Source organism: Streptomyces sp. NBC_00647, assembly GCF_045207245.1.
Taxonomy (GTDB): Bacteria; Actinomycetota; Actinomycetes; order Streptomycetales; family Streptomycetaceae; genus Streptomyces.
The window spans coordinates 10,096,696-10,119,280 of record NZ_CP109040.1 but is presented as its reverse complement, the minus strand read 5'-3'; the positions used below and the strand labels follow the sequence as shown (position 1 = coordinate 10,119,280).

Annotated in this window: 19 protein-coding genes and 2 pseudogenes; 11 read left to right on the top strand and 10 right to left on the bottom strand. The window is 70.4% G+C overall.

All coding sequences use genetic code 11. The features are described 5' to 3' along the window. The first annotated feature begins 8 nt into the window (after nt 1-8). Nucleotides 9-1,442 (top strand): FAD-dependent monooxygenase, encoded by a 1,434-nt coding sequence (locus OG788_RS44640; RefSeq protein ID WP_406376584.1) that lies wholly within the window; start codon nt 9-11, stop codon nt 1,440-1,442. A gap of 306 nt (nt 1,443-1,748) precedes the next feature. Here OG788_RS44640 and OG788_RS44635 read toward each other — a convergent pair whose 3' ends face one another. Next, entirely contained in the window at nt 1,749-2,771 is a 1,023-nt protein-coding gene (locus OG788_RS44635; RefSeq protein ID WP_406376583.1) for an LLM class flavin-dependent oxidoreductase, read from the bottom strand. Continuing rightward, nucleotides 2,764-3,723, bottom strand: coding sequence for an ACP S-malonyltransferase (locus tag OG788_RS44630; RefSeq protein ID WP_406376582.1), 960 nt, complete (start codon nt 3,721-3,723; stop codon nt 2,764-2,766). The genes OG788_RS44635 and OG788_RS44630 overlap by 8 nt, the downstream gene beginning before the upstream one ends. Nucleotides 3,724-4,175: 452 nt before the next feature. Between OG788_RS44630 and OG788_RS44625 the strand changes: the two genes are divergently transcribed. The 4 genes from OG788_RS44625 (at nt 4,176) to OG788_RS44610 (ending at nt 10,084) form a co-directional block, all read left to right on the top strand. Further along, nucleotides 4,176-6,974 (top strand): LuxR C-terminal-related transcriptional regulator, encoded by a 2,799-nt coding sequence (locus OG788_RS44625; protein ID WP_406376581.1) that lies wholly within the window; start codon nt 4,176-4,178, stop codon nt 6,972-6,974. 148 nt (nt 6,975-7,122) lie between these two features. Continuing rightward, nucleotides 7,123-9,036, top strand: a complete 1,914-nt coding sequence (locus OG788_RS44620) for an HAD-IIIC family phosphatase (RefSeq protein ID WP_406376580.1) — start codon at nt 7,123-7,125, stop codon at nt 9,034-9,036. Continuing rightward, a complete protein-coding gene (locus OG788_RS44615; protein ID WP_351555863.1) occupies nt 9,033-9,260 on the top strand; it encodes a phosphopantetheine-binding protein in 228 nt (75 codons plus the stop codon). Before OG788_RS44620 ends, OG788_RS44615 begins: the two co-directional genes overlap by 4 nt. Beyond that, nucleotides 9,257-10,084 (top strand): 2-oxo acid dehydrogenase subunit E2, encoded by an 828-nt coding sequence (locus tag OG788_RS44610; RefSeq protein ID WP_406376579.1) that lies wholly within the window; start codon nt 9,257-9,259, stop codon nt 10,082-10,084. The genes OG788_RS44615 and OG788_RS44610 overlap by 4 nt, the downstream gene beginning before the upstream one ends. A gap of 122 nt (nt 10,085-10,206) precedes the next feature. Here OG788_RS44610 and OG788_RS44605 read toward each other — a convergent pair whose 3' ends face one another. Both OG788_RS44605 and OG788_RS44600 read right to left on the bottom strand, forming a co-directional pair. Next, nucleotides 10,207-10,944, bottom strand: coding sequence for a thioesterase II family protein (locus OG788_RS44605; protein WP_406376578.1), 738 nt, complete (start codon nt 10,942-10,944; stop codon nt 10,207-10,209). Between the two features lie 2 nt (nt 10,945-10,946). Beyond that, nucleotides 10,947-11,711: an AfsR/SARP family transcriptional regulator gene (locus tag OG788_RS44600; protein ID WP_356756285.1), complete on the bottom strand. Its 765-nt coding sequence runs from the start codon at nt 11,709-11,711 to the stop codon at nt 10,947-10,949. Nucleotides 11,712-11,927: 216 nt separating this feature from the next. Between OG788_RS44600 and OG788_RS44595 the strand changes: the two genes are divergently transcribed. From OG788_RS44595 to OG788_RS44580, 4 genes are all read left to right on the top strand, one after another. After that, a complete protein-coding gene (locus OG788_RS44595) occupies nt 11,928-13,265 on the top strand; it encodes a carotenoid oxygenase family protein (protein ID WP_406376577.1) in 1,338 nt (445 codons plus the stop codon). 69 nt (nt 13,266-13,334) lie between these two features. After that, nucleotides 13,335-14,918, top strand: a complete 1,584-nt coding sequence (locus OG788_RS44590) for an acyl-CoA carboxylase subunit beta (protein WP_406376576.1) — start codon at nt 13,335-13,337, stop codon at nt 14,916-14,918. 90 nt (nt 14,919-15,008) lie between these two features. Then, entirely contained in the window at nt 15,009-15,248 is a 240-nt protein-coding gene (locus OG788_RS44585; RefSeq protein WP_351557169.1) for a hypothetical protein, read from the top strand. Continuing rightward, nucleotides 15,248-15,625, top strand: coding sequence for a toxin Doc (locus tag OG788_RS44580; RefSeq protein WP_351557172.1), 378 nt, complete (start codon nt 15,248-15,250; stop codon nt 15,623-15,625). Before OG788_RS44585 ends, OG788_RS44580 begins: the two co-directional genes overlap by 1 nt. A 133-nt stretch (nt 15,626-15,758) precedes the next feature. Here the strand turns inward: OG788_RS44580 and OG788_RS44575 are convergent. Both OG788_RS44575 and OG788_RS44570 read right to left on the bottom strand, forming a co-directional pair. Continuing rightward, nucleotides 15,759-16,358, bottom strand: a pseudogene (locus OG788_RS44575) (maltokinase N-terminal cap-like domain-containing protein). A gap of 159 nt (nt 16,359-16,517) precedes the next feature. Further along, the gene (locus OG788_RS44570) at nt 16,518-17,033 is read right to left on the bottom strand and encodes a helix-turn-helix domain-containing protein (protein ID WP_406376575.1); all 516 of its coding nucleotides are present in this window, start codon (nt 17,031-17,033) and stop codon (nt 16,518-16,520) included. Nucleotides 17,034-17,151: 118 nt separating this feature from the next. Here OG788_RS44570 and OG788_RS44565 point away from each other — a divergent pair, with 118 nt between their 5' ends. After that, complete coding sequence (locus OG788_RS44565) at nt 17,152-17,643, top strand: YbaK/EbsC family protein (RefSeq protein WP_406376574.1); 492 nt, start codon at nt 17,152-17,154, stop codon at nt 17,641-17,643. Nucleotides 17,644-17,768: 125 nt separating this feature from the next. Here the strand turns inward: OG788_RS44565 and OG788_RS44560 are convergent, their stop codons facing one another. After that, nucleotides 17,769-18,581, bottom strand: a complete 813-nt coding sequence (locus OG788_RS44560) for a metallophosphoesterase family protein (protein WP_406376573.1) — start codon at nt 18,579-18,581, stop codon at nt 17,769-17,771. Between the two features lie 480 nt (nt 18,582-19,061). Next, nucleotides 19,062-19,358, bottom strand: coding sequence for a hypothetical protein (locus OG788_RS44555; RefSeq protein ID WP_356756269.1), 297 nt, complete (start codon nt 19,356-19,358; stop codon nt 19,062-19,064). A 63-nt stretch (nt 19,359-19,421) separates the two neighbouring features. Between OG788_RS44555 and OG788_RS44550 the strand changes: the two are divergent. Next, nucleotides 19,422-19,659, top strand: a pseudogene (locus tag OG788_RS44550) (hypothetical protein); the annotation flags it as partial. Nucleotides 19,660-19,794: 135 nt separating this feature from the next. On the opposite strand, the gene OG788_RS44545 reads toward OG788_RS44550, so the two are convergent. Together OG788_RS44545 and OG788_RS44540 are read right to left on the bottom strand one after the other, a co-directional pair. Next, complete coding sequence (locus OG788_RS44545) at nt 19,795-21,111, bottom strand: ferric reductase-like transmembrane domain-containing protein (protein ID WP_406376572.1); 1,317 nt, start codon at nt 21,109-21,111, stop codon at nt 19,795-19,797. A 247-nt stretch (nt 21,112-21,358) separates the two neighbouring features. Further along, on the bottom strand, nt 21,359-22,555 hold the full coding sequence (locus OG788_RS44540) for an ABC transporter ATP-binding protein (RefSeq protein ID WP_406376571.1): 1,197 nt from the start codon (nt 22,553-22,555) through the stop codon (nt 21,359-21,361). Between the last annotated feature and the right edge of the window lie 30 nt (nt 22,556-22,585).

Sequence of the window (22,585 nt, the reverse complement as noted above, 5' to 3'; positions counted from 1 at the left end):
AGTCCCGGATGACCCGCACTGTGATCATCGCCGGAGGCGGCCCGGTCGGCCTGCTGGTCGCCGCCGAACTGCGGCTGAACGGCGTGCCCGCCTTGGTCCTCGAACGGCGCACGCACCGCGAGACCGAGGCGTTCTCCCGGCTGCTGCACGGCCGGTCCGCGGACGTCCTGGAACGGCGGGGACTGCTTTCCGGGCTGGGGGAGCTGCCGCGATGGCCCGCGGTGCACTTCGCCCATCTGCCGATGGATCTCGGCAAGGCGTCCCCCGACGACTGCTGGCTGATCGTCCCGCAGAACCGTGTCGAGGCGGCCCTGGAGGACCACGCGGTGGCCCTCGGTACCGAGATCAGGCGCGGCCACGAGGTGCTGGCGGTCGAACAGGACGACGGCGGGGTGACCGCCACCGTGCGCGGGGTCGACGGTGAGTACCGTGTAGAGGGCGCCTTCCTGGTGGGCGCGGACGGCGGCAACAGCACGGTCCGCGAGGCCGCGGGATTCGTGGCGCCGCCGCGGGGGCCGTCCTGGTACGGGCTGGTGGCGCAGGTGGAGGGATACGCCGGACCGGAGGGCGCGGCCACCGGACCGGCCGGGCTCTACGGCGTCATTCCCGACGCCGGTTTCCACCACGTCATGACCACCGAGTTCGCCCGCGACACGCCCGGCCATGAAGTGCCGGTGACCTTCGAGGAGGTCCGGGCCGGCGTGCTGCGCGTGGCAGGGGCACCGGTGACCGGCGGCCGGCCCCGCTGGATGGCCCGCTACGGCAACGTCACCCGTCTCCCGGACAGCTACCGCAAGGGCAGGGTCGTCCTGGCCGGCGACGCCGCGCACACCCACTTCCACGCTGTCGGACACGGGCTGAACACCGGGCTCAACGACGCGGTGAACCTGGGCTGGAAGCTCGCTGCCGAGGTCGACGGCACGGCGCCGGAAGGTCTGCTGGACAGCTACGAGGCCGAGCGGCGCCCGGTCGGCGAGCGCGCGGTCCGGGTGATGCTCGCCCAACTGGCCTTGCTGCACCCGCTGGAGCCGCTGGAGCCGCTGCGCTCCCTGCTCGCCGAACTCGTCGAACTCCAGCCGGTCGTGGAGCACCTGGTCGGTGCCGTCACCACGGTGCGGTATCCGCTGGAGCTGGATCTGCCGGGCGACTCGTCCGAGTTCTCCCCGTTGATCGGCCGTTCGCTGCCCGTGCTGCCCGAAGCGGCGGCTCCGGCCGTGCACAGCGGCCGGGGCGTCCTGCTGGCGCGCGAGGGCGACCCGCGCTCCCCCGGCCCTCTTCCGAACTGGGCGGGCCGTGTGACCCGTGTCGAGATCCCGGCCGTACCGGAGCTGGACGCACCGGGCGTGCTCGTTCGCCCCGACGGCGTCGTCGCGTGGGCCGGCACCGACGACAAGGGCCTCACCGCCGCACTGGAGACCTGGTTCGGCCCGGCGGCCCAGTAATCCAGCCGTTGATCGTGCTTCTTCATGGCTGAGCCGTCGCTCGTACCGGCGGAGTCGGTGCGCAGGGTCGTGGCCCGGGTTGATCGGTGTCGCGGCCAGGTGCTGGTGTCGGCTTCGGCCCGGTCGCAGTGGCGCTCTCTCCGCGCCTGCTCCAGCCGGGCACACGTCGGCTTCGCCGTCGAGTCGTGGTCGTCGCCCTGAAAGCAGTAGACCCCACCGAGGTCAGCGAGGCCTGCTCGCGGTCCGTCCTACCACTCCGACCTGACGTACCCACGCTTGAAGCCGCCCGGAATGGGCGGTCGGTGTCTACCGTGTCCGCAGGTCGGCAGCGACCTCGGCCAGGAGTTCGTACGAGCGCAGTCGGGCCGAGTGGTCGGTGACGATGGTGATCGCCATGAGTTCGTCGGCGCCCGTGCGCTCCAGAAGGGCGGTGAGGGTTCGGCGCGCGGCCGCCGGGTCCCCGACCACCTGACTTTCGAACTGGACCCGTACATGGGCGCGTTGTTGCTCGGTGTAGCCGGCGGTCGCCACCGCCTCGGGACGCAGGTAGGGCCCGAGACGGCCTTCGCTCATCTGGAGGGCGGCCACTTCCAGCGGACCCGCGAGGTACCGCGCACGCTCCTCGCTGTCTGCGAGCAGCACCATCACGTCCAGCACGACGTAGGGCTCCGGCCACCGCGCGCTGGGCCGGAAGGCGTTCCGGTACGCCTTGAGGGCACCGTCCACGGCGTGCGGGCTGAAGTGGTAACCGAAGACGAAGGGCAGGCCGAGCCGGCCGGCGAGCGCGCCGTCGGTCTCGTCGCGGCCCACCAGCCACACGGGTGGCCGGCTGTCCGGGCGGGGTGTGACCGTCACGGTCCCGCCGGTGTCCGCCGGGTCCAGCAGCCGCAGCAATTCCTCGGTGCGTCCGGCGAAAGCGTCCGCGGCGAAGGGGCCGGGCTCGCCGCGCAGGGCGATCTGGACGTCCGGGTTCATCGTGCCGAGCGCGGGGCTGACGCCGAGGTCGACCCGGTCCGGGTGGAAGGCGGCCAGCGTGCAGAACTGTTCGGCGACCGTCAACGGGCTCTGATGGGCGAGCAGGACGCCGCCGGCCCCGACCCGCAGCGTGCCGGTGGCCCTGGCGGCTTCGGCGACGAGCAGGGCGGGCGCCGAGGCGGCAAGACTGAGGGTGCTGTGGTGCTCGGAGAACCAGTGGCGCAGATAGCCGAGGCGTTCGGCGTGGCGGGCCAGGTCCAGCGTGTCCCGCAGCGCCTGTGCTGCGGTGGAGCCCTGCACCACGGGCGCGATGTCGAGCACGGAGAGCGGCACGCCCGCCCGGTGGTCAGGCACGGGCCGTGCTTCCGGCCAGTTCCGCCACCGCGGCCGCGGCCTCGTCGAGGTCACCTGGCTCGTGGATGTGGACGACCGGGAAGGGAAAGTCGATGACTCCCTTCGGTATGGATTTCCCCAAGAGCACGGCCAACCGAGTGCCGTGGCGCTCCAGTTCGGCGAGCATTCCTGGCATGGTGATGGGAGCCACGGGGTTGCGGTCGAACAGGTCGCGGACCTCATCGGCCGTGGTCAGCGCCCTGGGTTCGGGCTGGACCGCCGAGCAGACCGGCACCCGGGGGGCGGTGAAGGGCATGGTGTGGACATACGGGGCCAGGAAATCCCGTTCATGGGCACGCAGTTCGGTGTGGGCGGCGATGGTCTGTCCCTCCAGGACGACCACCGTCCGCTCCGGCAACGACGCCGCGAGGTCCTCCACCGCCGCGCGATGACCGCCGAGCAGCAGCATCCGCTTGGTGCCCTCCAGTACCGGGCCGAAGTCCCCGGCGAGATGGACCCCCGGCCGGGCTTCACCGTAGTAGTCGGCGGGGTTGTCCCCGGCCGGCACGAACGCGCGGGCCACGGCCTGCTCCGGCACCTCCGACGGCAGCCGGGGAACCAAGCGCTGCCGGTGCAGGAAGCGCAGATAGTGCTCCCGGTCGAGGGCTCCGGCCAGGGCGCCGGCGGTCATGCCACCGAGGCTGATGCCGCCGGTCACGGACGGGGAGACGCCGCGTTCCGCGAGGACGTCTGCGATGCCGAGGACGAGAGCGGCCTGGCGCAGAGACCCGCGGCTCTGCCGCTCCTCCTGGTCAGCGGGCAGTTCCTCGGTGCGCAACTGGGCCACCGTCAGGCCGGTCCACCGCGCCGCGCGCGCATAGACCTCCCGGACGGGCGCGAAGGACTCATGGAAGCTGTCGGTCGCCGCGGCGTCGAGGTTGACGCGGCCTCCGACCACGTAGGCAACGGTCATAACGGGAGTCCACACCGTCCACCCAAAGCGCCACTAAAGGAGAAACAAAGCACAATTTCAGCATGTCACCAATCGTGGCATTCACGCCCGGATCGATCACCTTGACGCTCACTATCCGTTTGATATACATTTCGATACGGGACTGTTCGCAACAGAAAGGCCAGGCGGTGCGTGATTCTGCCACCTCCGAGACGGGCGGGCACCTTTCGATCGATCGCGACGTCCCCCTGCCACCCGGATCGATCCGGTGCCGATGTCCGTACGCCGCGGGCGACCGCCGTCCGCCCAGACCGTAGCACGCGCGACCATGGGCGTCTGATGCTCAAAGTCGAGTACAGGCGCGAGCGTTCGGCTGGGTGTACCGAGCCGTTGCCACGGCTGTGAGACTCGCCGTGCACTCTGACGGCGACCCCTTTTTCACCGTGCATTCCTGCATTTAACGGGGTGGCATCATGACGTCTGGCACCATTGATTCCGGAATTCCCATACCGGCGTCGCAGCGGATGGAGATGGAATCGCTGCTCAGCACGCTGGTCGCACTCAAAGGCGGTCGGGGACGCATCATCGAAATCGCCGGGGCGCCCGGCACGGGAAAGTCTCGCATACTGGCGGCAATATCTGCGAGGGCACAGCGCATGGGATTCGCGGTACTGAATGCGCATTATGCGGAATCAGTCGGTCCGGAGAATATTCCGGTGCATGGCGGATCGCCGTTCTCCGGCGCGCCGGTCCCGACGAACGGACGCCTGCTCCACGAAGCACTCGGCGCCCTCCCCTCCCCGGCCGGCGACTGCCGTGCGGTGGTCCTGCTCGACGACTTCCACTGGTCGGGCCGAGGCGGCGCCGACCTGCTCGAGCAGTTGATGCGGCGCACGGCGGTGGTGCCGCTGCTGCTCGTCCTCACCCACCGTCCCAAGCAACTCCCCCCGGCCCTGCGCTCCGTGCTCGCGCGCGGGGTCGAGCAGGGCACCGTCCAGCGCGTCGACCTCGGCCCACTCGCCCCGGCCGAGTCCGCGCGGATCCTCGGGATGCCCGCCTCCGACGCCCGGCTGCTCGAACTGCACCGGCTCAGCCAGGGCGTTCCCCTGTTCCTTTTAGCCCTCGCCGAGTCCGGCCCGGACGGCGCCGTGCAGGAGCGGTACGCGGCACCGGTCCTGGCCGAGATCGCCCGGCTCGGCCCCGACGAACTGGCGGCCGCTCGCGCCGCGGCCCTGCTCGGCGGCAGGTCCTTCGACCTGGAATCCATCGCGGCGGTCACCGAGTTCGGCGTCCCGCGCACCGTGGAGGCGCTCGACGGACTGCTGCAACGCGACATCCTCCGTGCCGTGGGCATCCGGCTCTCCTACCGCCACCCGCTGTTGCGCCGACTGGTCGGACAGGAGACCGACCCGGCCTGGCTGGCCGCCGGACACCGCAAAGCCGCCGTCCACCTGGCCGCACGAGCGGCATCCGCGACCGAACTCGCCGCCCACCTCGAACACTGCCTGGGCGACCCCCTCCCGGGGGACGTGGAGATCCTGCACCGGGCCGCATCCGAGGCGCTGCTGACGGACCCGCAGTCCGCGGCACGCTGGGCCCGCGCGGCACTCGACATCACCCCGGCCGAGGACGACGGGCCACGCCGGGCACTCACCACCATCCTGGCCACGGCGGTCGCCACCGGGGGCCTGCTGGAGGCCGGGCGCGACCTGCTGCACGCGCTGCGCTCGGAGCACGAGGCACTCTCCCCGGCCACGATCGCCCTCTACGCCCAGGTGGAGGTGCTGCTGTGCAACCACGCCGAGGCCGGCGCACTGCTCGGAGCGGAACTCGCCCGCTGGGAGCATCTGCCCGAACCCCCGCTGGAGACGGTCGAGATGATCGTCGTGGAGAGCCTGCTCGCGGCGATCGACGGCCGCCCGCCGGCACCCGGAAGGATCGAACTGGCGCTGCGGATCGCCCGCTCCCACCGCTCGGAGCTCACCGAGGCCGGAGCGCTGGCACTGCAAGGACTGGGCGCCGCCCTGGAGAACCGGATGGACGCAGCGACGGCGGCGCTCGCGGACGCGGCGGCACTCATCGACCGGTTCACCGACCTGGACCTGGCCGCGCATCTCCCCTACCTGACGGCGCTCGCCTGGGGCGAGGCGCTGGCCTGCGAATTCCACAGCGCGCAAAGGCACTTCGCCCGTGGCACGGCCATCGCCCGGAAGCACGGCCGACGCGATCTGCTGCCGGTCCTGCTGCTGGGACTGGCCGTGACCCATCTGCAGATCGGGCGGCCCTCGGTGAGCCGGGAACTCGCCCGTGAGGCGGGCACCCTGGCCCAGGAGTCGAAGGCCCGGCACGTCTGGGGCTTCGCCCTGGCCGTCGAGGCGCTCGGGGCGGCCTGGGCCGAGCCCGAACAGGACACGATCCGGCTCGCGGAGAAGGCCGTGACCGTCCTTCAGGGCGACCGGTTCCACTGGGCGCTGGCAGCCCCTCTGGCCCTGGCGACCGTCGCGCGGCTGCGGGGGGACCGACGCAGGGCGGTGATGCTGATCTTCGACACCGGCGGCGGCCCGGCGCTGGAGGAACTGCCGTCCGTGCTGCGCCCCCGGTCGTTCCAGCTGCTGGCCGGAGCGGTGATGGAGTCCGGCCGGCCGTTCTCGGCCCCTGCCGATCCGGTGCAGACCTCGGACGGCTGGGCGAGCCGCGCCGAGGAGGTCGCGCGGGTCACGGGACGCGCCTCCCACCGAGCCCACGCCGGCATCGCCCGAGGACACGCCCTGCGCACCCGCGGCGAGTTGGAGGCGGCACTCGACAGCTACCGGACGGCCGCATTCCTGTTCTCCTCGGTGGGGATGACCCGTGAACAGGCACTCGCCCTGATGGCGGGCGCCTCCTGTGCGTCCGCGGCGGGTCGCGCCGACGACGCCGCGTCGATGCTGCAGTTCGCCGACGAACTCGCGCACCGCATCGACTCGGAGACGATCGTGGGGTTCCTGCAGCATCTGCGCGCACCGGAGACGGATTCGCTGGCGATGGCAGAACTCACCCCGCGCGAAAGGGAGATCGCGACGATGGCGGGCGACGGCAGGAAGACCCGGGATATCGCCAGGCAGCTCTCGGTCAGCCCGCGCACGGTCGAGGTGCACCTGTCCCGGATCTACCGGAAGCTCAACATCGACTCGCGGACCTCGCTGGCCCTGCTGCTGGCGGGAGCGGCCGGACAGAGCGGCTCGCCCGCCCCACGAGCGGCCGGCGACGAGCACCGGGTCGGAGCCTGGTGAATCCCGGTTCCGCAACGCCGTGAACCGGCGGGCCGCGGCGGAACCGGAACCGGGGAATGCGGCAAGGGGCGCGTAAGCGCGTCTTTAGGGCCGTCTCGGAATGTGGGTCGCACAGCCCGAGCCCTGCCCGTTTCCCGGAAGGACCGCAATGGTGACGAGCCGACCGGACGCGTTGAACGAACTGCTGGCCCTGCAGAGGAACGGCACGCTCCTCGCGGAATTCCCCCGGATCGGTCCGATGCTCGACACGCTCGACGACCACGGGCGGGCCACCGCGGGCCGCCGGCTGGCCGCACTCGATCCGGCCGCCCTGCTGTCGGCGCATCCGGGGCTCGCCGCCCTCACCGTCGCCGTCACCGGGCACGGCACCCTCGCGGAACTCGTCCCCGCACTGACCACCGAGTTCGCCAGGGCGGGCATCGTCGTCCGCCCCGTGGTGTCCGACTTCGACTCCTGGGTCTTCGACCTGGCCGACCCGGAGAGCGGCCTGTACGCGGCATCCCCCGACCTGGTGCTCTGTCTGCTGGATCACGCTGTGGTACTGGACGCGCTGCCGTCACCCTGGGACGTCGACGACGTCGCCCGCGCGCTGGAGGAGAAGGTCCGCGCGGTCGAGGGGCTCACGGCCCGCTTCACCGAGCGCAGCAAGGCCGTGCTCGTCCTCAACACCCTGCCGCTGCCTGGTTCCTTCGCGGCGCTGACCACCGACCAGAGCGCACGGGCCCGGCTGGCGCGGCTCTGGTACGAGGCGAACGCCCGGCTGCTGGCGTTGCCCGAGCTGTATCCGTCGGTGGTCGTGGTGGATCTCGGCGCCCTGACCGCCGAAGGGGTCGCGGTGGAAGACGCCCGGCTGCGCGCCTACGCCCACGCGAACCTCTCACCGGCGCTGCTCGGCCGCTACGCCCGGCAGATCGGCCCGGTCGCGCGCCGGCTCACGGGACGCAGCAAGAAGGTGCTCGCGCTCGACCTCGACGGGACCCTGTGGGGCGGTGTGCTCGGCGAAGACGGGCCGGAGGGCATCGAGCTGGGCGACGGGTACCGCGGTGCGGCGTTCCAGGACTTTCAGCGCGTGGTACGGCAACTGGGCTCCCAGGGCGTTCTGTTGGCGATCGTCAGCAAGAACGACCCGGAGGCCGTGCGGGAAGTGCTGCGCGGCCATCCCGGCATGGTGCTGAAGGAGGAGGACTTCGTCAGCGTCGCCGCGAGCTGGCGGCCGAAGCACGAGAGCCTGCGGGAACTCGCCCAGACGCTCAACCTCGGCACCGACAGCTTCGTGTTCGTGGACGACAACCCCTACGAGTGCGGCCTGGTCCGGCACGAGCTGCCGGAGGTGGCCGTCGTGCAGCTCGACGAGGAGCCCGCGCGGCATGCCGGGCGCCTGCTGGCCGACGGGCACTTCGACGTGGCCGGGCTGACCGCCGACGACCGGGCCCGTCCGGCCCGTTACCGCCAGGAGGTCGAGCGCAGGACGTTCCTGGAGAGCTTCGACTCCCTCGACGGCTACCTGCGCGAACTGGACACCAGGGTGCGGCTCGCCCCGGCCGAGTCCGGTGACATCACCCGGGTCTCCCAACTGACTCTGCGCACCAATCAGTTCAACCTGACGACGGTACGGCTCCAGCCGGCCGCGGTCGGTGACCTGCTCGCCGATCCGAGCGCCTTGGTGCTGACCATCAGTGCCGCCGACCGCTTCGGCGACCACGGGCTGATAGGGGCGGTGCTGCTGCGCCGCGAGGGCGACCGGCTGGACATCGGCAACTTCCTGCTGAGCTGCCGGGTGTTCTCCCGCGGCATCGAACAGGCCTGCCTGGCAGCGGTGTTGCGCGCCGCCCGTGCCGACGGTGTCAGGGAGGTGACCGGCAGTCACCGGTTGACGGCGAAGAACGGCAAGGTGCGGGACTTCCTGGAACGCGGCGGGTTCGAGGTGGTCGGGCGGGACGAGACCGAGACCGCGTTCCGCCACGATCTGGCGGAACTTCTCGCGCCGCCGCCCCACATCACGCTGGACGACCGGGCCGGTACCGGCCCGGCCTCCACGGCCCACGAGGAGAACACGCTGTGAACAGCATCGACGACTTCGTCGTCCTGGTCCGCGACGAGACAGGCCTGGAGGTGACCCGGGAGAACGTGGACGCGGGCTTCGACGCGCTGCCCGGCTGGGACTCACTGCATCTGCTGACGTTGCTGACCGTCCTGGAACGCGAGACCGGCCGGCCCCTGTCCCTGCCGGACGTCCTGGAGGCTCCCAGCCTCGCCCATGTCTACGCCCTGGCGGTGCCGCGGTGAACGGCGCCCCCTTCCCCCGCGCGCGGCTGCACACCCTGTACTTCCTCGGCCATGTCGCCGACTTCGCGCCGGTCTTCCTCGACACCGACGTCGACATGACAAGGGTGCTCTCTCACCGTGCGGCGGCCAGAGCGGACGGTGAGACCTACTCGACGCTCACCTACATCCTGCACACGGCGGCGCGGGTCGTCGCGGCCCACCCGGACGCCAACGCGGCTGTACACCGAGGCCTGTTCGGCCATCGAGTGCACTCCTTCACCGGCGCTTCCGCCAAGATCACCCTGGACAAGCGACTGGGCGGCCGGCGGGTGGTGCTGTCGGCTGTGCTGCCCCGGCTGGACACGGCGTCGCTCGCGGACATCCAGCGGCAGGTGGCGCGCTACCGGGACGGAGATCCGGAGACGATGCCGGAGTTCGCGCCCGTGCGCTCGCTCCAGCGGCTGCCGGAGCCCGTCGGCCGCGCCGTATTCAGGCTGTCACGGCGTTCACTGGGGCGGCGGGAGGCGATGATGGGCGGCTTCGCGGTGACCTCGCTGGGTCACCGCGCCGTACAGGGCTTCCACTCGGTGGGCGGCACCACCCTCACGTTCGGGCTCGGCCAGGTGGAGGAACGGCCGGTTGTCCGCGCGGGGGAGATCACGACCGCCCCGCTGCTGCGGCTGAACCTCGCCTTCGACCACCGGGTGGTGGACGGCGCCGAGGCCGCCGACGTGCTGCACGAGGTGAAGGAGTCCCTGGAGTCCCTGCCCCCGTATGCCACGGGGACGCGGGCCACGCACGCCGCACCGGCCACGGAGCCGGCCGGCCACGGCGCCACCGACTGAGGGCGACAGGGCTGCCGGCGTACGCGTCGCCGCTGCAGTCGTATGTGCGGCTGCCGACGCGGCGAGGGGTGGTACGCGGAGGGCCCGCCGGCCCGAGCGAGCAGCCGGCGGGCCCTCCCCTGTCACGCCCAGGTCTTCACCGAGTCGCGGATCGCCCGCACCACTTCGTCCTGCTGTTCCGCCAGATAGAAGTGACCACCGGGGAACACCTGGGACGCGAAGGCCGCCGTGGTGTGCTCGGACCAGGCGAGGGCGTCCTCGACAGGTGTGACGGGGTCGCGGTCACCGGTCAGCGCGACCAGCGGACAGTCCACGACGGCGGCCGAAAGGCCGTAGCCGGCCAGTGCCCGGTAGTCCGCGCGAATCGCCGGCAGGATCATCTCCAGCAGTTCCGGGTCGCCCAGCACCCGGGCGTCGGTGCCCGCGAGCTTGCGCAGCTCGTCCAGGACGCCGGCGTCGTCGCGGCGGTGGACGGTCTCGGGAACCTGGCGTGAGGGCGCCCTGCGTCCCGAGACGATCAGGACGGCGGGCGGCCGGCCGGCTGCCGACAGCTGCCGGGCGGTCTCGAAGGCCACGACCGCGCCCATGCTGTGCCCGAACAGCGCGAGCGGGCGGTCGTCCTCGGCGTCCAGCGCCGCCACGACGTGCCCGGCCAGGCGTCCGATGTCCGTGACCGGTTCCTCCGTCCGCCGGTCCTGCCTGCCCGGGTACTGCACCGCCAGCGTCTCCATGTCCGCGCCGAGCCGCCGTGCCAGCGGGTGGTAGAAGCTCGCGCTGCCGCCCGCGTGCGGCAGGCAGAGCAGCCTCGGCACGCCCTGCGGGGCCGCCGCATAGCCACGGAACCAGGTGCTGCGCCCCACGGTCACACCACCTGCCGGATATCGGAGTAGTCGGTCCCGAGGATGCCCTGGTGCAACTCGCGTAGCCCGCGCCCGGGTTCCAGGCCCAGCTCCCGCTGGAGCACCTGACGTGCCGAACGGTAGACCTGAAGCGCGTCGGCGCGCCGCTCGGAGTGGTACAGCGCGAGCATCAACTGCCGGTAGAAGGCCTCGTGCAGGGGATACTCGGCGATCAGTGCGAACAGCAGCGGGATCAGCTCGCTGTGCAGCCCGAGTTCGAGGTTGGCCTGCACGAGCTTCTCGGTGCACTCCAGCCGCATCTGGTCCAGCCAGGCGGTGAACCCGGTGATGATGGGACCGCTGGAGGTGTCGACGGGGGCAGGCCCTCGCCACAGGTCCAGGGCCGACGTCAAATGGGCGACCGCGTCGCCGTGGCGGCGTTCACGCACCGCCGCGCGGCCCTGGTTGACCAGGTCCTGGAAGGTGTGGAGGTCCAGTTGGCCCTCCTGCGGCGCGATCAGGTAGCCGGGCGGGCCGGTGACGATGACGCGCGGTCCGCCGGGCCGTTCGAGGATCTTGCGGAGCTGCGAAATGTAGACGTACAAGGCGGCGGTGGCCTGCCGGGGCGGCTTGTCGCCCCAGATCTCCGCGATGAGCTGTTCACAGGAGACAATCTCTCCCGAGCGGATCAGCAGGGCCGCCATCAGCACCTGCATCTTGCGAGCGCTGACCGTGACGACCTCCCCTTCGTCTGTGACGCGGAGCGGACCAAGGATCTCGTAGCGCATGAACTTGCCCCCGTCAGGTGTACTTCGACTCCTACGATCTGGCCGCTCGAGCCTGCCACGGCCGAATATCTGTACGCATCAGCGAAAGCACGTACGTGGCCGGGTCGGTGACCCACGTCACACCTGGCTCGGCAGTCGCTCGGTAGTCGCACGCAAGGTGGTCTTTAGCCCCCGCTGTGAGCATCGGCGTATCGGACCGACGCTACGGGAGCACCCATGGGCAACCGCTATCTCGAAGGACCGTTCGCCCCGGCCACGGAAGAGACCACGACCCTCGACCTGCCGGTGACGGGGCGCATTCCGGCCGAGCTGAACGGGCGTTATCTGCGCAACGGCCCCAACCCGCTGGGGCTGGAGGACGCCGAGGCCTACCACTGGTTCCTCGGCGCGGGCATGGTCCACGGGATACGGCTGCGGGACGGCCGGGCCGAGTGGTATCGCAACCGGTGGGTGCGTTCCAAGGCGATCTCGGCGGCGCTCGGCGAGGACTGGACGCCGGGTCCGCTGTTCTCCGACATAGACGCGGCGCCGAACACGCACGTCATCGGCCATGCCGGCCGTACCTTCGCGCTCGGCGAGGGCGGCGCGACCCCGTACGAACTGGGTTACGAACTGGACTCGTTGGGCCCCACCGACTTCGGCGGCACGCTGCCGGGCACCTACTCCGCGCACACCAAGCGCGACCCGGACACCGGCGACCTGCACGCGATCGCGTACTTCTGGGGGTGGCCGCACGTCCAGTACTCGGTGCTGAACGCAGCGGGGCTGATCACCCGCACGGTGGACATTCCGGTGTCGGACAGCCCTCTCATACACGACCTGGCGCTGACCGACCGGTTCGCCGTGATCTACGACCTCCCGGTCACCTTCAGCATGGACCTGGCCATGACCGGCGCGTCCTTCCCGTACGCCTGGAACGACGCGCACCCGTCACGGGTGGGCCTGCTGCCGCGGGACGGCGACGCGGACGACATCCGCTGGTTCGAGGTGGAACCGTGCTGGGTCTTCCACACCCTCAACGCCTACGACGACGGCGAGCACGTCGTCATCGACCTCGTGAAGTTCCCGAAGATGCTCCAGGGCGGTCGGCTCGACGACAACCCGCCGCCGGTGCTCGAGCGCTGGACACTGGACCTGGCGAGCGGCAAGGCCGTCCAGGAGACACTGGACGACCGGGCACAGGAGTACCCGCGGATCGACGAGCGGCTGGTGTCCCGCCCGCACCGCTACGGCTACACCGTCTCCGGCCTCGGCACCTTCCAGCTCAGGAGCGGGGAGGCCGTCCTCAAGCGGGACTTCCGCACCGGCCGGACCGAGACGCACGCCTTCCCGGCCGGGCACGCGGTGAGCGAGGCCGTGTTCGCGCCGGCCTCCCCCGACGGCGCCGAGGACCACGGCTACCTGCTCACCGTGGTCACCGATCCCGACCGCGGCGCGAGCGATCTGGTCGTGCTGTCGGCCCAGGACGTCGCCGGGGAGCCCGTGGCCGTGGTCCACCTGCCGGTGACCGTCCCGCTGGGACTGCACGGCAGTTGGGTCCCCGACCTCGGCTGAACCCGGCCCGCGCCGGGAGGGTCGGCCCTCCCGGCGCCCGTGACGAACCGACGACGAACAGGAACGGTGATGGCGGAGGTACTGACGACTGCCGACGCGTCGGCGGGCACGCGGCTGCGGGTCACAGAACTGGCCGCGATCCGCGAGGAGGTCCGTCGCGGGCCGAGCGAGAAGGCGACCGAAGCCCAGCGGGCGAAGGGCAAACTGACGGCACGGGAGCGGATCGGACTGCTCCTGGACGAGGGCTCGTTCCACGAACTGGAACCGTTGCGACGACATCGTGCGACAGGCTTCGGCCTGGAGGCCAAGCGCCCCTACACGGACGGGGTGATCACCGGCTGGGGCACGGTCCACGGCCGAACCGTCTTCGTCTACGCGCACGACTTCCGGATCTTCGGCGGAGCACTGGGCGAAGCCCACGCCACGAAGATCCACAAGGTCATGGACATGGCCCTGACGGCGGGCGCGCCGCTGGTGTCGCTGAACGACGGTGCCGGCGCCCGGATCCAGGAGGGCGTGTCGGCGCTGGCCGGATACGGCGGCATCTTCCGCCGCAACACCCGCGCCTCGGGCGTGATCCCGCAGATCAGCGTGATGCTCGGGCCGTGCGCGGGTGGCGCCGCGTACGCGCCCGCGCTGACGGACTTCGTGTTCATGGTGCGGGAGACCTCGCAGATGTTCATCACCGGTCCGGACGTGGTCCAGGCGGTGACCGGCGAGGAGATCACCCAGAACGGCCTGGGCGGCGCGGACGTGCACGCCGAGGTGTCCGGAGTGGCGCACTTCGCCTACGACGACGAGTGGACCTGCCTCCAGGAGGTCCGCTACCTGCTGTCGCTCCTGCCGCAGAACAACCGGGAGAACCCGCCGGCGGAGGAGTCCGACGACCCCGCCGGGCGGCGCGGCGACACCTTGCTGGACCTGGTACCGGCCGAAGGAAACCGCTCTTACGACATGCGGCGGGTCATCGAGGAGATCGTCGACGACGGCGCCCACCTGGAGGTCCATGAGCAGTGGGCCACCAACATCGTGTGCGCGCTGGCCCGTCTGGACGGCCAGGTCGTCGGCATCGTCGCCAACCAGCCGGCCTCGCTGGCGGGAGTGCTCGACATCTCCGCCTCGGAGAAGGCCGCACGTTTCGTGCAGATGTGCGACGCGTTCAGCATCCCTATTGTCACCCTGCTGGACGTGCCCGGATTCCTGCCGGGGGTGACGCAGGAGCACGGCGGGATCATCCGGCACGGCGCGAAGCTGCTGTACGCCTACTGCAACGCGACCGTCCCGCGGGTCTCGGTGATCCTGCGCAAGGCGTACGGCGGCGCCTACATCGTGATGGACTCGCAGTCCATCGGTGCCGACCTGACATTCGCGTGGCCGACGAACGAGATCGCGGTGATGGGCGCGGAGGGCGCGGCAAATGTCGTCTTCCGCCGGCAGATCGCTGAGGCGGACGACCCCGAGGCGATGCGTGCGCGGCTGGTCAAGGAGTACAAGGCCGAGCTGATGCACCCCTACTACGCCGCCGAGCGCGGCCTCGTCGACGATGTGATCGACCCGGCCGACACCCGCGCGGTCCTGATCGACTCCCTCGCGATGCTGCGGACCAAGCACGCCGACCTGCCGGTCCGCAAACACGGCAATCCTCCCCAGTAGCGACGGACCCGACCCGACCTGTCGTTCGCCACCGCGGCCGTACCGCCCAACGGGTCGCGCGAGAAGGTACCGGGTAGGTACCATGCCGGTATGCCATCACTGAATGTGACCTTCACCGAGGAAGAGATGGAAGCCGTGCGCGCGTCCGCCGCGGCCGAGGGCAAGAGTCTCAAGCAGTACATGCACGACCTCGGCGTCCGCGAAGGGCAGCGCAAGCAGTTCGTGGCCGGCGCCGTCTCCTGGGCGGACAGGCTGCGCGCCGAGTTCGACGAGGCGTTCCCGGACGAGATTCCCCCGTCGCAGCGCGGTGAGGGAGCCACAGCCGCCTGATGACTCTGTACATCGATGTCCCCTGGCTCCTCGACGTCCAGGACGCCGCCCTCGGCAATGACGACGTGACGGTCACCGACTACTCGGCCCTCGTGGCGGCTGTCGCGCGCCACAAGACGCGCATGCCGACCCTCGCCACGTCCAACCCCGACGCGGCGTGGCGCGCGGCCGCGCTCCTGCACACCATCGTGCGTCTCGAACCGCTGCCCCACCGCAACAGCCTCTTCGCCGCCTTCGTCACGGGCCAGTACATGGACCAGTCCGGGGAAGGGATCGACCCTCCCTACGGGGCTCTGTCCGACCTGATCAGAAAGGTCCGCGAGACCCGGCTGGGCATCTACGACATCGCCGACGCCCTCCGCTCCTGGCGGCTCTGACGCCGCTCACCCCCATCGAGCTCCAGGAACAGGCTGCAACGGTGGACCAAGGGCCGTACCGCGCTCGCACGGCACGAACCCCGTCACCCAGCCGCTGGGACAGCGGCCCGAACCGCCGACCCCGACCACGCGCCTACTGTCCCCGCGCGACCTCGTACCGCAGGGCGACGGCCGCGAGCACTCCCCGCGCAGCCGTTCCGTCCGGCCACATCCAACCGGCGACAAGCCGTACGGACGACGTCCGCGCGGCCTCCGCCGGCCGCAGGACACGGTTGACCTGAACGTCGAGCCCGTCGTCAGGGCCGGTTCCGTGCACAGTGACGGTCGGGTCGGGGGTGTCGCTCTCGCTCTGGTGCTGCGGCACCGCCTCGCCGCGCAGGAGCGCGCGCAGCTGCGCCATCACCACCGGGTCGTGGACGCCATCGTGGATCCACCGAGTGCCGAGCACCCCGTGCTCGGACGTGCCGATCAACGCCCCGCCGGGGACGCCCTCCAGCGCCGCACCGCGGTAGCCCAGCGGCACCGCATACGCCACCGGCTCCCGCGCGGTGGCGTCCGCCACGACCATGAACTCGATCCCGACCGCGCCATCCGGATCGTCCAGGCGGAACCCGCCCGCCTTGACCAGTTCCGGCGATTCCGCGTCGCCCAGATACCAGCTCTGCTGCGGAAGTCAGCGGGTGAGCAGTTCCAGCCTGGTAGGCGTCATGGTGGTGCGATGGATGGCTGCCATGCCGGCTCCCTCACGCGTAGATCTGGGGCCCGTCCTCGAACGGGAGGTGATCGAACCTGTCGGACACGGCCGCGGCCACCGGGGCGAACCCGCTCACGCGCCTGGCGCAGTCCTCGTACGAGAAGCGGGAGCACCGACGAATGCCGAGCCGGTGATGCCTCACTGTGGGTAACGCACGACGAGCAGGGCCTCGACGTCTCCCGAGGGTGCCTCATACAGGTGCGTGGCATCGGCGGCCCAACTGCCGTGCATGCCGGGGCCGATCAGGACAGGCGCATCGAGTGCGCCGACACGTGCGGTGCCGGCGAGGACGATGACGTGCTCCGACGTGCCGGTCGCATGAGGGGCGGACTCCTGCCTCGTCCCGGCTCGGATGCGCACCCGGTAGGTTTCCGCGACCGAATCTTCGGCCTCGAATCGCTCGATGAGGACGGCGTCGACGGCGTCACCGGAGATCTGGGCGGGAGACGGGAGGTCACTCAGCGCGGCGCTCAGCGGGACCTTGATCGCTGTCGTCACGGCGTAGAGCGTCTCCAGGGTGGGGTTACGGCGACCGCTCTCCAATTCGGACAGTGTCCCCTTGCCGATGCTGGACCTGCGAGCCAGTTCGGACAGGGTCAACCCCTGCGCTTCGCGCAACTCCCGCAAACGCAGGCCGACGCGAGTCAGATCCATGGCGCCTCCACTCCTCGCCGAGGGTGGTTGCTCCATCACCCCGAAGGCCTCTATCGTTCCATAAACAGAACGTTCTGTTTATGGAACGTTCGACGGTGCCGCCGTACGAAGGAGACACATGGCGCCCCAGGAAGGCACGTCCCTGCCCGTTCGCACCATGGAGGTGGCCCGCGCCCTCGCCGCGGCCGGCATCGTGAGCGAGGTGCGCGAACTCTCGGAGTCGGCCCGCACCGCCGCCGAAGCAGCCACGGCCCTGGGCTGCGATGTGGGCGCGATCGCCAACAGCCTCGTCTTCATGTCGGACGACGAAGCGGTACTGGTGCTGACGAGCGGTCGGCACAAGGTGGACGTCACCGCTCTCGCCACCCGTTGGGGACGGGGCAAACTCCGGCGCGCCACCCCGGAACAGGTACGCCAGGCCACCGGACAGGCGATCGGAGGCGTGGCTCCCGTCGGCCACCCTCAGCGCCTTCCCACCGTGGTCGATGAGGCGCTGAGCGAATACCCCCGACTCTGGGCCGCCGCCGGAACTCCCCACACTGTCTTCCCCACCACCGTCACCGAACTCCTCCACCTCACGGAGGGAATCCTGCTGCCCGTCGGCCCATGACCAGGCGTCTCGCCGAGTCGGGCAAGGTCCCACGGCCTCAGTCGGCGGCGCCGCCATCCGATCAGGCGCCGGATGGGGCGATGCAGGCGAACAGGCGTCGGGTCTCATACAGGTGGCGGCGGCAGTCAATTCACGAAGATCCGGGTCTCCGCCTCCAGGACGATCTCTTCCGGATCGGGCGCGTTCGACAGGGTGTCCACGTAACGCTCCGCGTCCGGGTCGGCGGCGCGGCGGGCGCACGCGACAGCGTCCGCGACGTCGTAGCAGCTGGTCCTGAGCCGGACGTCGGGGCCCAGCAACGCCCAGTAAGCGGTGCCCGGTTCACCCCTGTGGTACGGCAGCCCGACGCTGCCCGGGTTCACGCTGCGCAGGCCCGCCACGGCGCGGTCGAACTGGAGGTGTGCGTGTCCGGTGACCAGGACCCGCGCGTCGACGGCCCCGGACAGTTCCGCGAACCTCTCGGGAGGGGTCCCCGGCGTGACCAGTTCGTGGTCACTGCGCGGCGAGCCGTGGCAGAAGTGCACGGGCCCGAGCCCGTCGACCTCGACGACGACCCCGAAGGGGAGGCGGTCGAGGAAGGCGATCGCCTCGGGCGAGTGCTGTGCGACGACCCATGACTGACGCGGGGTGTCGGCGACCCGCGCGGCCGTGCCGATCTGCGCGGCGTAGCGGTCGGCGTTGCCCCGTACGCACAGGGCGCGCCCGCCCAGCGCGACGATCCGTTCGTACGTCTCCTGCGGCTGTGGCCCCCAGGTCAGATCGCCGCAGAGAACTACGAGGTCGGCCGAGGCGACGTCCGGTTCGGCGAGCACCGCGTCGAGGGCGGGGATGTTGGCGTGCACATCGGAGAGCACGGCGACCCGGGCGACGGGACCGTAGCGGCGTGGCGGTCCCTCCCAGTTCGCCGGACCGTGCATTTCGACGTCGTCGTCGGGCATCAGTGCCTTCCTCCTGAGGCTGCGGAGTCCTCGATCGGGCAGGGCCAGGTGCGTTCAGCGGTCCGCGGCGGCGGCCGGGCCCGATGGGACGGACCGCGCGGGGGTGGGTGAGGCAGTTGCCCGGCGACGGGCCGATCAGCGGCCCGCCCTCGGACGGCATGCCGTCCACCTCACGGATCAGGTCGGAGGGATCGTCGGGCGTGTTCCGGAAGTTGAGACACATCAGCTCGCATCCGAGCGCACCGTACAGCGAACAACCCTCCACCGAAGGGTTGTTGGACAACTCCTAGAGCTCGGCGAGCCGTTTCGCCGCAGTCGTAGCCCTCCGTTCTCCTCCGTTCCGGACCACCGGGCGGACCTTCCACTCCGGCTACTTCGGCATCGACACGTGAACGCCGCTGCGGGCAGCCCGTGCGCCGTATCGAGTAGCCGGGTCCGGCGACTCCCTCACCCGCTCGATACTGCGCACGGGCCAGATGATCAACGGCTGAACGGTCGGCGCTGGGCCAGCCCGATCAAACCCGTGGCAAGCAACATCACAACGGCACCGGACATCGTCACCACGAAGCGGACATCCGGTGCGCTGATCAGCAAGCCGCCGACCAGCTGAGCGACAAGTGCGGCAGTCATGGTGAGCTGCGCCCAACCGAAGAGGGCCGGGCGGACGATCCGGCCGCGCGACCAGGGCGGCAGCCAGCCCCGACCAAGGGTGGCGGCTGCCCCACAGGCGACGAGCAGGGCCATGACGCCGAGCAACGCGGCAACGTACGAACTCATGATCGATCCTCCGGCTCCGGAGGGAAATCTTGACACACGCTCTCTGCACCGCCTACCCGGCCGGCACCGCGTTACGAACAGCTCAGCAACTGCCTGTGCAAACTCGCCCGCCACCAGTCTCAGCAGCAGGGCGCCGACAGCCTGGCCGACGTCCTCGCCTTCCTCACCGACGCCGGCCGGATCGCCGGCGAGGCGCGCGGCGGGGTACGAGGCGCGTGGCCGCTCCCTGGACTCGGCGCTGGCCTACGAGTACGGGCGGGACAATGCCTACGCCGGTGAGTACGAGGACGCCTTGGCCGCCCGGCTGCGCGACGAAGAGTGACGCGGCGGCCGCGGTGCCGGGGCGACAGCCCTTCCCGGCACCGCGGCCGGCCCCTCCCCCCGGGAGTCGGCCCCCACGTCTCGCCCACTCCGTCTCCACGGTGCGGATCAGACCTCAGGCCAGGCCGAATTTCTCGGCATGCACCTGTCGACGGGGAACCCTCAGACTCCGCAGGCCGCTGAGCACGGCCGAGGTCATGGCGGGCGGGCCGCAGACGTACACGTCGCGTTCGGTGATGTCGGGGACGAGCGCGAGGAGATTGTCCGCTGCCAACGGCGACTTCCCCTGCCCTGTCCGGCCGGTGAGCAGGTGCAGCCGCCCGCCGCGGGCGGCGGCGAGTGCGCGCACCTCGTCCACCAGCACGGCGTCCCGCTCACTACGGGCCCGGTAGAGCACGACGACATCGCCGGCGGATTCCTCCTCCAGCAGGGCCCGAACGGGCGTGATCCCCACCCCGCCGGCGATCAGCAGCACCCCGGGCCGCGTGCGATGCAGGGAGGTGAACGCGCCGTACGGCCCTTCGAGGTAGGCGCGGGTCCCGACCGGGAGGTGCCGCAGGCCGGTGCTCGCGCTGCCGACCGCCTTCGCCGTCAGACGCAGTCCGCGGTCATTGGGCGCCGCCGACAGCGAGAAGGGATTCGCCGACCACCAGTGGTTGTGCCCGGGGAACCGCCAGATGAAGAACTGACCGGCCCGAGCGGGCAGTTTGTCGAGGTGGCGGCCGGTCACGTGCACCGACACCACGTTGTCCGACTCCGGCGTCACGGCCGCTACCCGGAACCCGTGGTAGGCGTTGCGCCACACCGGCACCACAATCCGCCCGGCGAGCAGAGCGCCGAACGCGAACAGCCACAGCGCCCACCAGTAGACCCTCGCGAACGCGGACGACGTGAAGGTCGTTGTCTCCATCAACTGGTGGACGAACGACAGCCCCAGTGCCACGTACAGCATCAGGTGAAGTCCGTGCCAGACCTCGTAGGGAAGCCGCCGTCGAAGAGGACGAGTGGACACTGCGGCGATCACCACGATGACGCCCGCCGCCAGCATGCCCAGGAGGGAGGCCGGCACCCCGGCAAGCGCCAGGAACGTCTTGGCCATCGACGCGTCGTCGAGTGTCGCGAAACCGAGCACCACCAACGTGGCGTGGGTGAGGACGGTCCACAGCAGAGTGAAGCCGACCCACCGGTGCCACACCGTCAATCGGTCCATGCCGATGCGGCGGTCCAGCCACGGCAACCGGGCCACCAACAACAGTTGGAACAGCATCAGCAAGGCGGCGTGCAGCCCGAAGAACTTGGCGGTGGTGAGCACCCCGTTCTTCCCGGTACCGGCGCTGATGAACAAGGCCTCGACTGTCACCACGTTGACGACGACAAACGTCCACAGCGCCCATCGCGCCGCATCGACCGGAAGCACGGTGCTTCTGGGCACCTGATAATCAGCGGCCACCATCGTTTTCCCCCATACCCCGTCATCGCTGCGCGGCCGCAGTCACGACCGGCGTCCACGATGTCACCAAGACCGGGGATTCCACCCTGTTGCGGATCCCCTCGGGGGATACGGAAACCGACGCCGTCCCGGTTCAGTCAGATCTCGAATATCTGGACGGCTCTTCGGATGCCGGCCGGGCCGGCCCCGCAGATCAGCGGCCGCGTCGGCTCATCCCGCTCGGAGCGGGTCAGCCGACAGGCTCGTCGGACAGGGTCAGGTTGGCCCCGGAGGCCGGGTCGAAGACGTGCATCTTGGTGGTGTCCACCCAGAGTTCGGCTCGGCTGCCCTCGCGCACCTGCGTGGAGGCGTTGAGACGGGTGACGATCTGGTGCCCGCCCGCTCCGGTGTCGGTCATCCCCGAGTCGGCGGCGAGCTCGGCGAGTTCGGAGGTGGCGGTGGGCTGCCACTCGTCCTCGGTGAAGTAGGCGTAGACATCGGACCCCAGGGATTCGACCACGTCGATGTCCACGCTGAAGGTCGTACCCGATCCGACCCTGCCCTCCTCCACCAGGGCCGCGTCCTCGAAGGCCTCCGGACGCAGCCCCACGATCAGGTCACGGGGTGCGTCGTGCCGCTCGAGGGTGCGGCGCACCCGGTCGCTGAGGTCGAGGTCGCCCACCGATGTGCGCAGGCGGCTCTCCTCCACGGTGGCGTGCAGGAAGTTCATCGCGGGCGAACCGATGAACCCGGCGACGAAGAGGTTCTTCGGCTGCTCGTAGAGATGTTGAGGGGTGCCGATCTGCTGCACCACTCCCCCGCGCATCACCACCACCCGGTCGCCCAGGGTCATGGCTTCGGTCTGGTCGTGGGTGACGTAGACCGTGGTGCTGCCCAAGCGTTGCTGGAGGCGGGAGATCTGGGTGCGCATCTGGACGCGGAGCTTCGCGTCCAGATTGGAAAGCGGCTCGTCCATCAAGAACGCCTTGGGGTCGCGCACGATGGCCCGCCCCATCGCCACCCGTTGGCGTTGACCGCCGGAGAGGTTGGCGGGCTTACGGTCCAGATGCTCCGTCAGATCCAGGATGCGGGCGGCCTCTTCGACCTTCTCGCGGATGGCCGCCTTGTCCATTTTGGCCAGCCGGAGCGCGAACCCCATGTTGTCGCGCACACTCATGTGGGGGTAGAGGGCGTAGCTCTGGAAGACCATGGCGATGTCACGGTCCTTCGGGGTTTTGTCGTTGACGACCTGCCCGTCGATCAGGAGGGTGCCCTCGGTGATGTCCTCCAGCCCGGCGATCATGTTGAGGGTGGTGGACTTACCACAGCCGGAGGGACCGACGAGGATGACGAACTCACCGTCCCCGACACTGAGGTTGACGTCCTTCACCGCCACCGCGCCATCGGGGTAGCGCTTGGTGATGCCTTCGAGAACGATCTCTGCCACGGTCGGTCCTTCTTGTCCTGACGAACGGCT

Bases quoted from the DNA above. Each gene is read 5' to 3' on its own strand.
- OG788_RS44560 (WP_406376573.1), bottom strand. From the start codon at position 18,581: ATGCCCGACGACGACGTCGAAATGCACGGTCCGGCGAACTGGGAGGGA.
- OG788_RS44630 (WP_406376582.1), bottom strand. From the start codon at position 3,723: ATGACCGTTGCCTACGTGGTCGGAGGCCGCGTCAACCTCGACGCCGCG.
- OG788_RS44555 (WP_356756269.1), bottom strand. From the start codon at position 19,358: ATGAGTTCGTACGTTGCCGCGTTGCTCGGCGTCATGGCCCTGCTCGTC.
- OG788_RS44570 (WP_406376575.1), bottom strand. From the start codon at position 17,033: ATGGATCTGACTCGCGTCGGCCTGCGTTTGCGGGAGTTGCGCGAAGCG.
- OG788_RS44565 (WP_406376574.1), top strand. From the start codon at position 17,152: ATGGCGCCCCAGGAAGGCACGTCCCTGCCCGTTCGCACCATGGAGGTG.
- OG788_RS44585 (WP_351557169.1), top strand. From the start codon at position 15,009: ATGCCATCACTGAATGTGACCTTCACCGAGGAAGAGATGGAAGCCGTG.
- OG788_RS44595 (WP_406376577.1), top strand. From the start codon at position 11,928: ATGGGCAACCGCTATCTCGAAGGACCGTTCGCCCCGGCCACGGAAGAG.
- OG788_RS44625 (WP_406376581.1), top strand. From the start codon at position 4,176: ATGACGTCTGGCACCATTGATTCCGGAATTCCCATACCGGCGTCGCAG.
- OG788_RS44590 (WP_406376576.1), top strand. From the start codon at position 13,335: ATGGCGGAGGTACTGACGACTGCCGACGCGTCGGCGGGCACGCGGCTG.
- OG788_RS44600 (WP_356756285.1), bottom strand. From the start codon at position 11,711: ATGCGCTACGAGATCCTTGGTCCGCTCCGCGTCACAGACGAAGGGGAG.
- OG788_RS44640 (WP_406376584.1), top strand. From the start codon at position 9: ATGACCCGCACTGTGATCATCGCCGGAGGCGGCCCGGTCGGCCTGCTG.
- OG788_RS44580 (WP_351557172.1), top strand. From the start codon at position 15,248: ATGACTCTGTACATCGATGTCCCCTGGCTCCTCGACGTCCAGGACGCC.
- OG788_RS44620 (WP_406376580.1), top strand. From the start codon at position 7,123: ATGGTGACGAGCCGACCGGACGCGTTGAACGAACTGCTGGCCCTGCAG.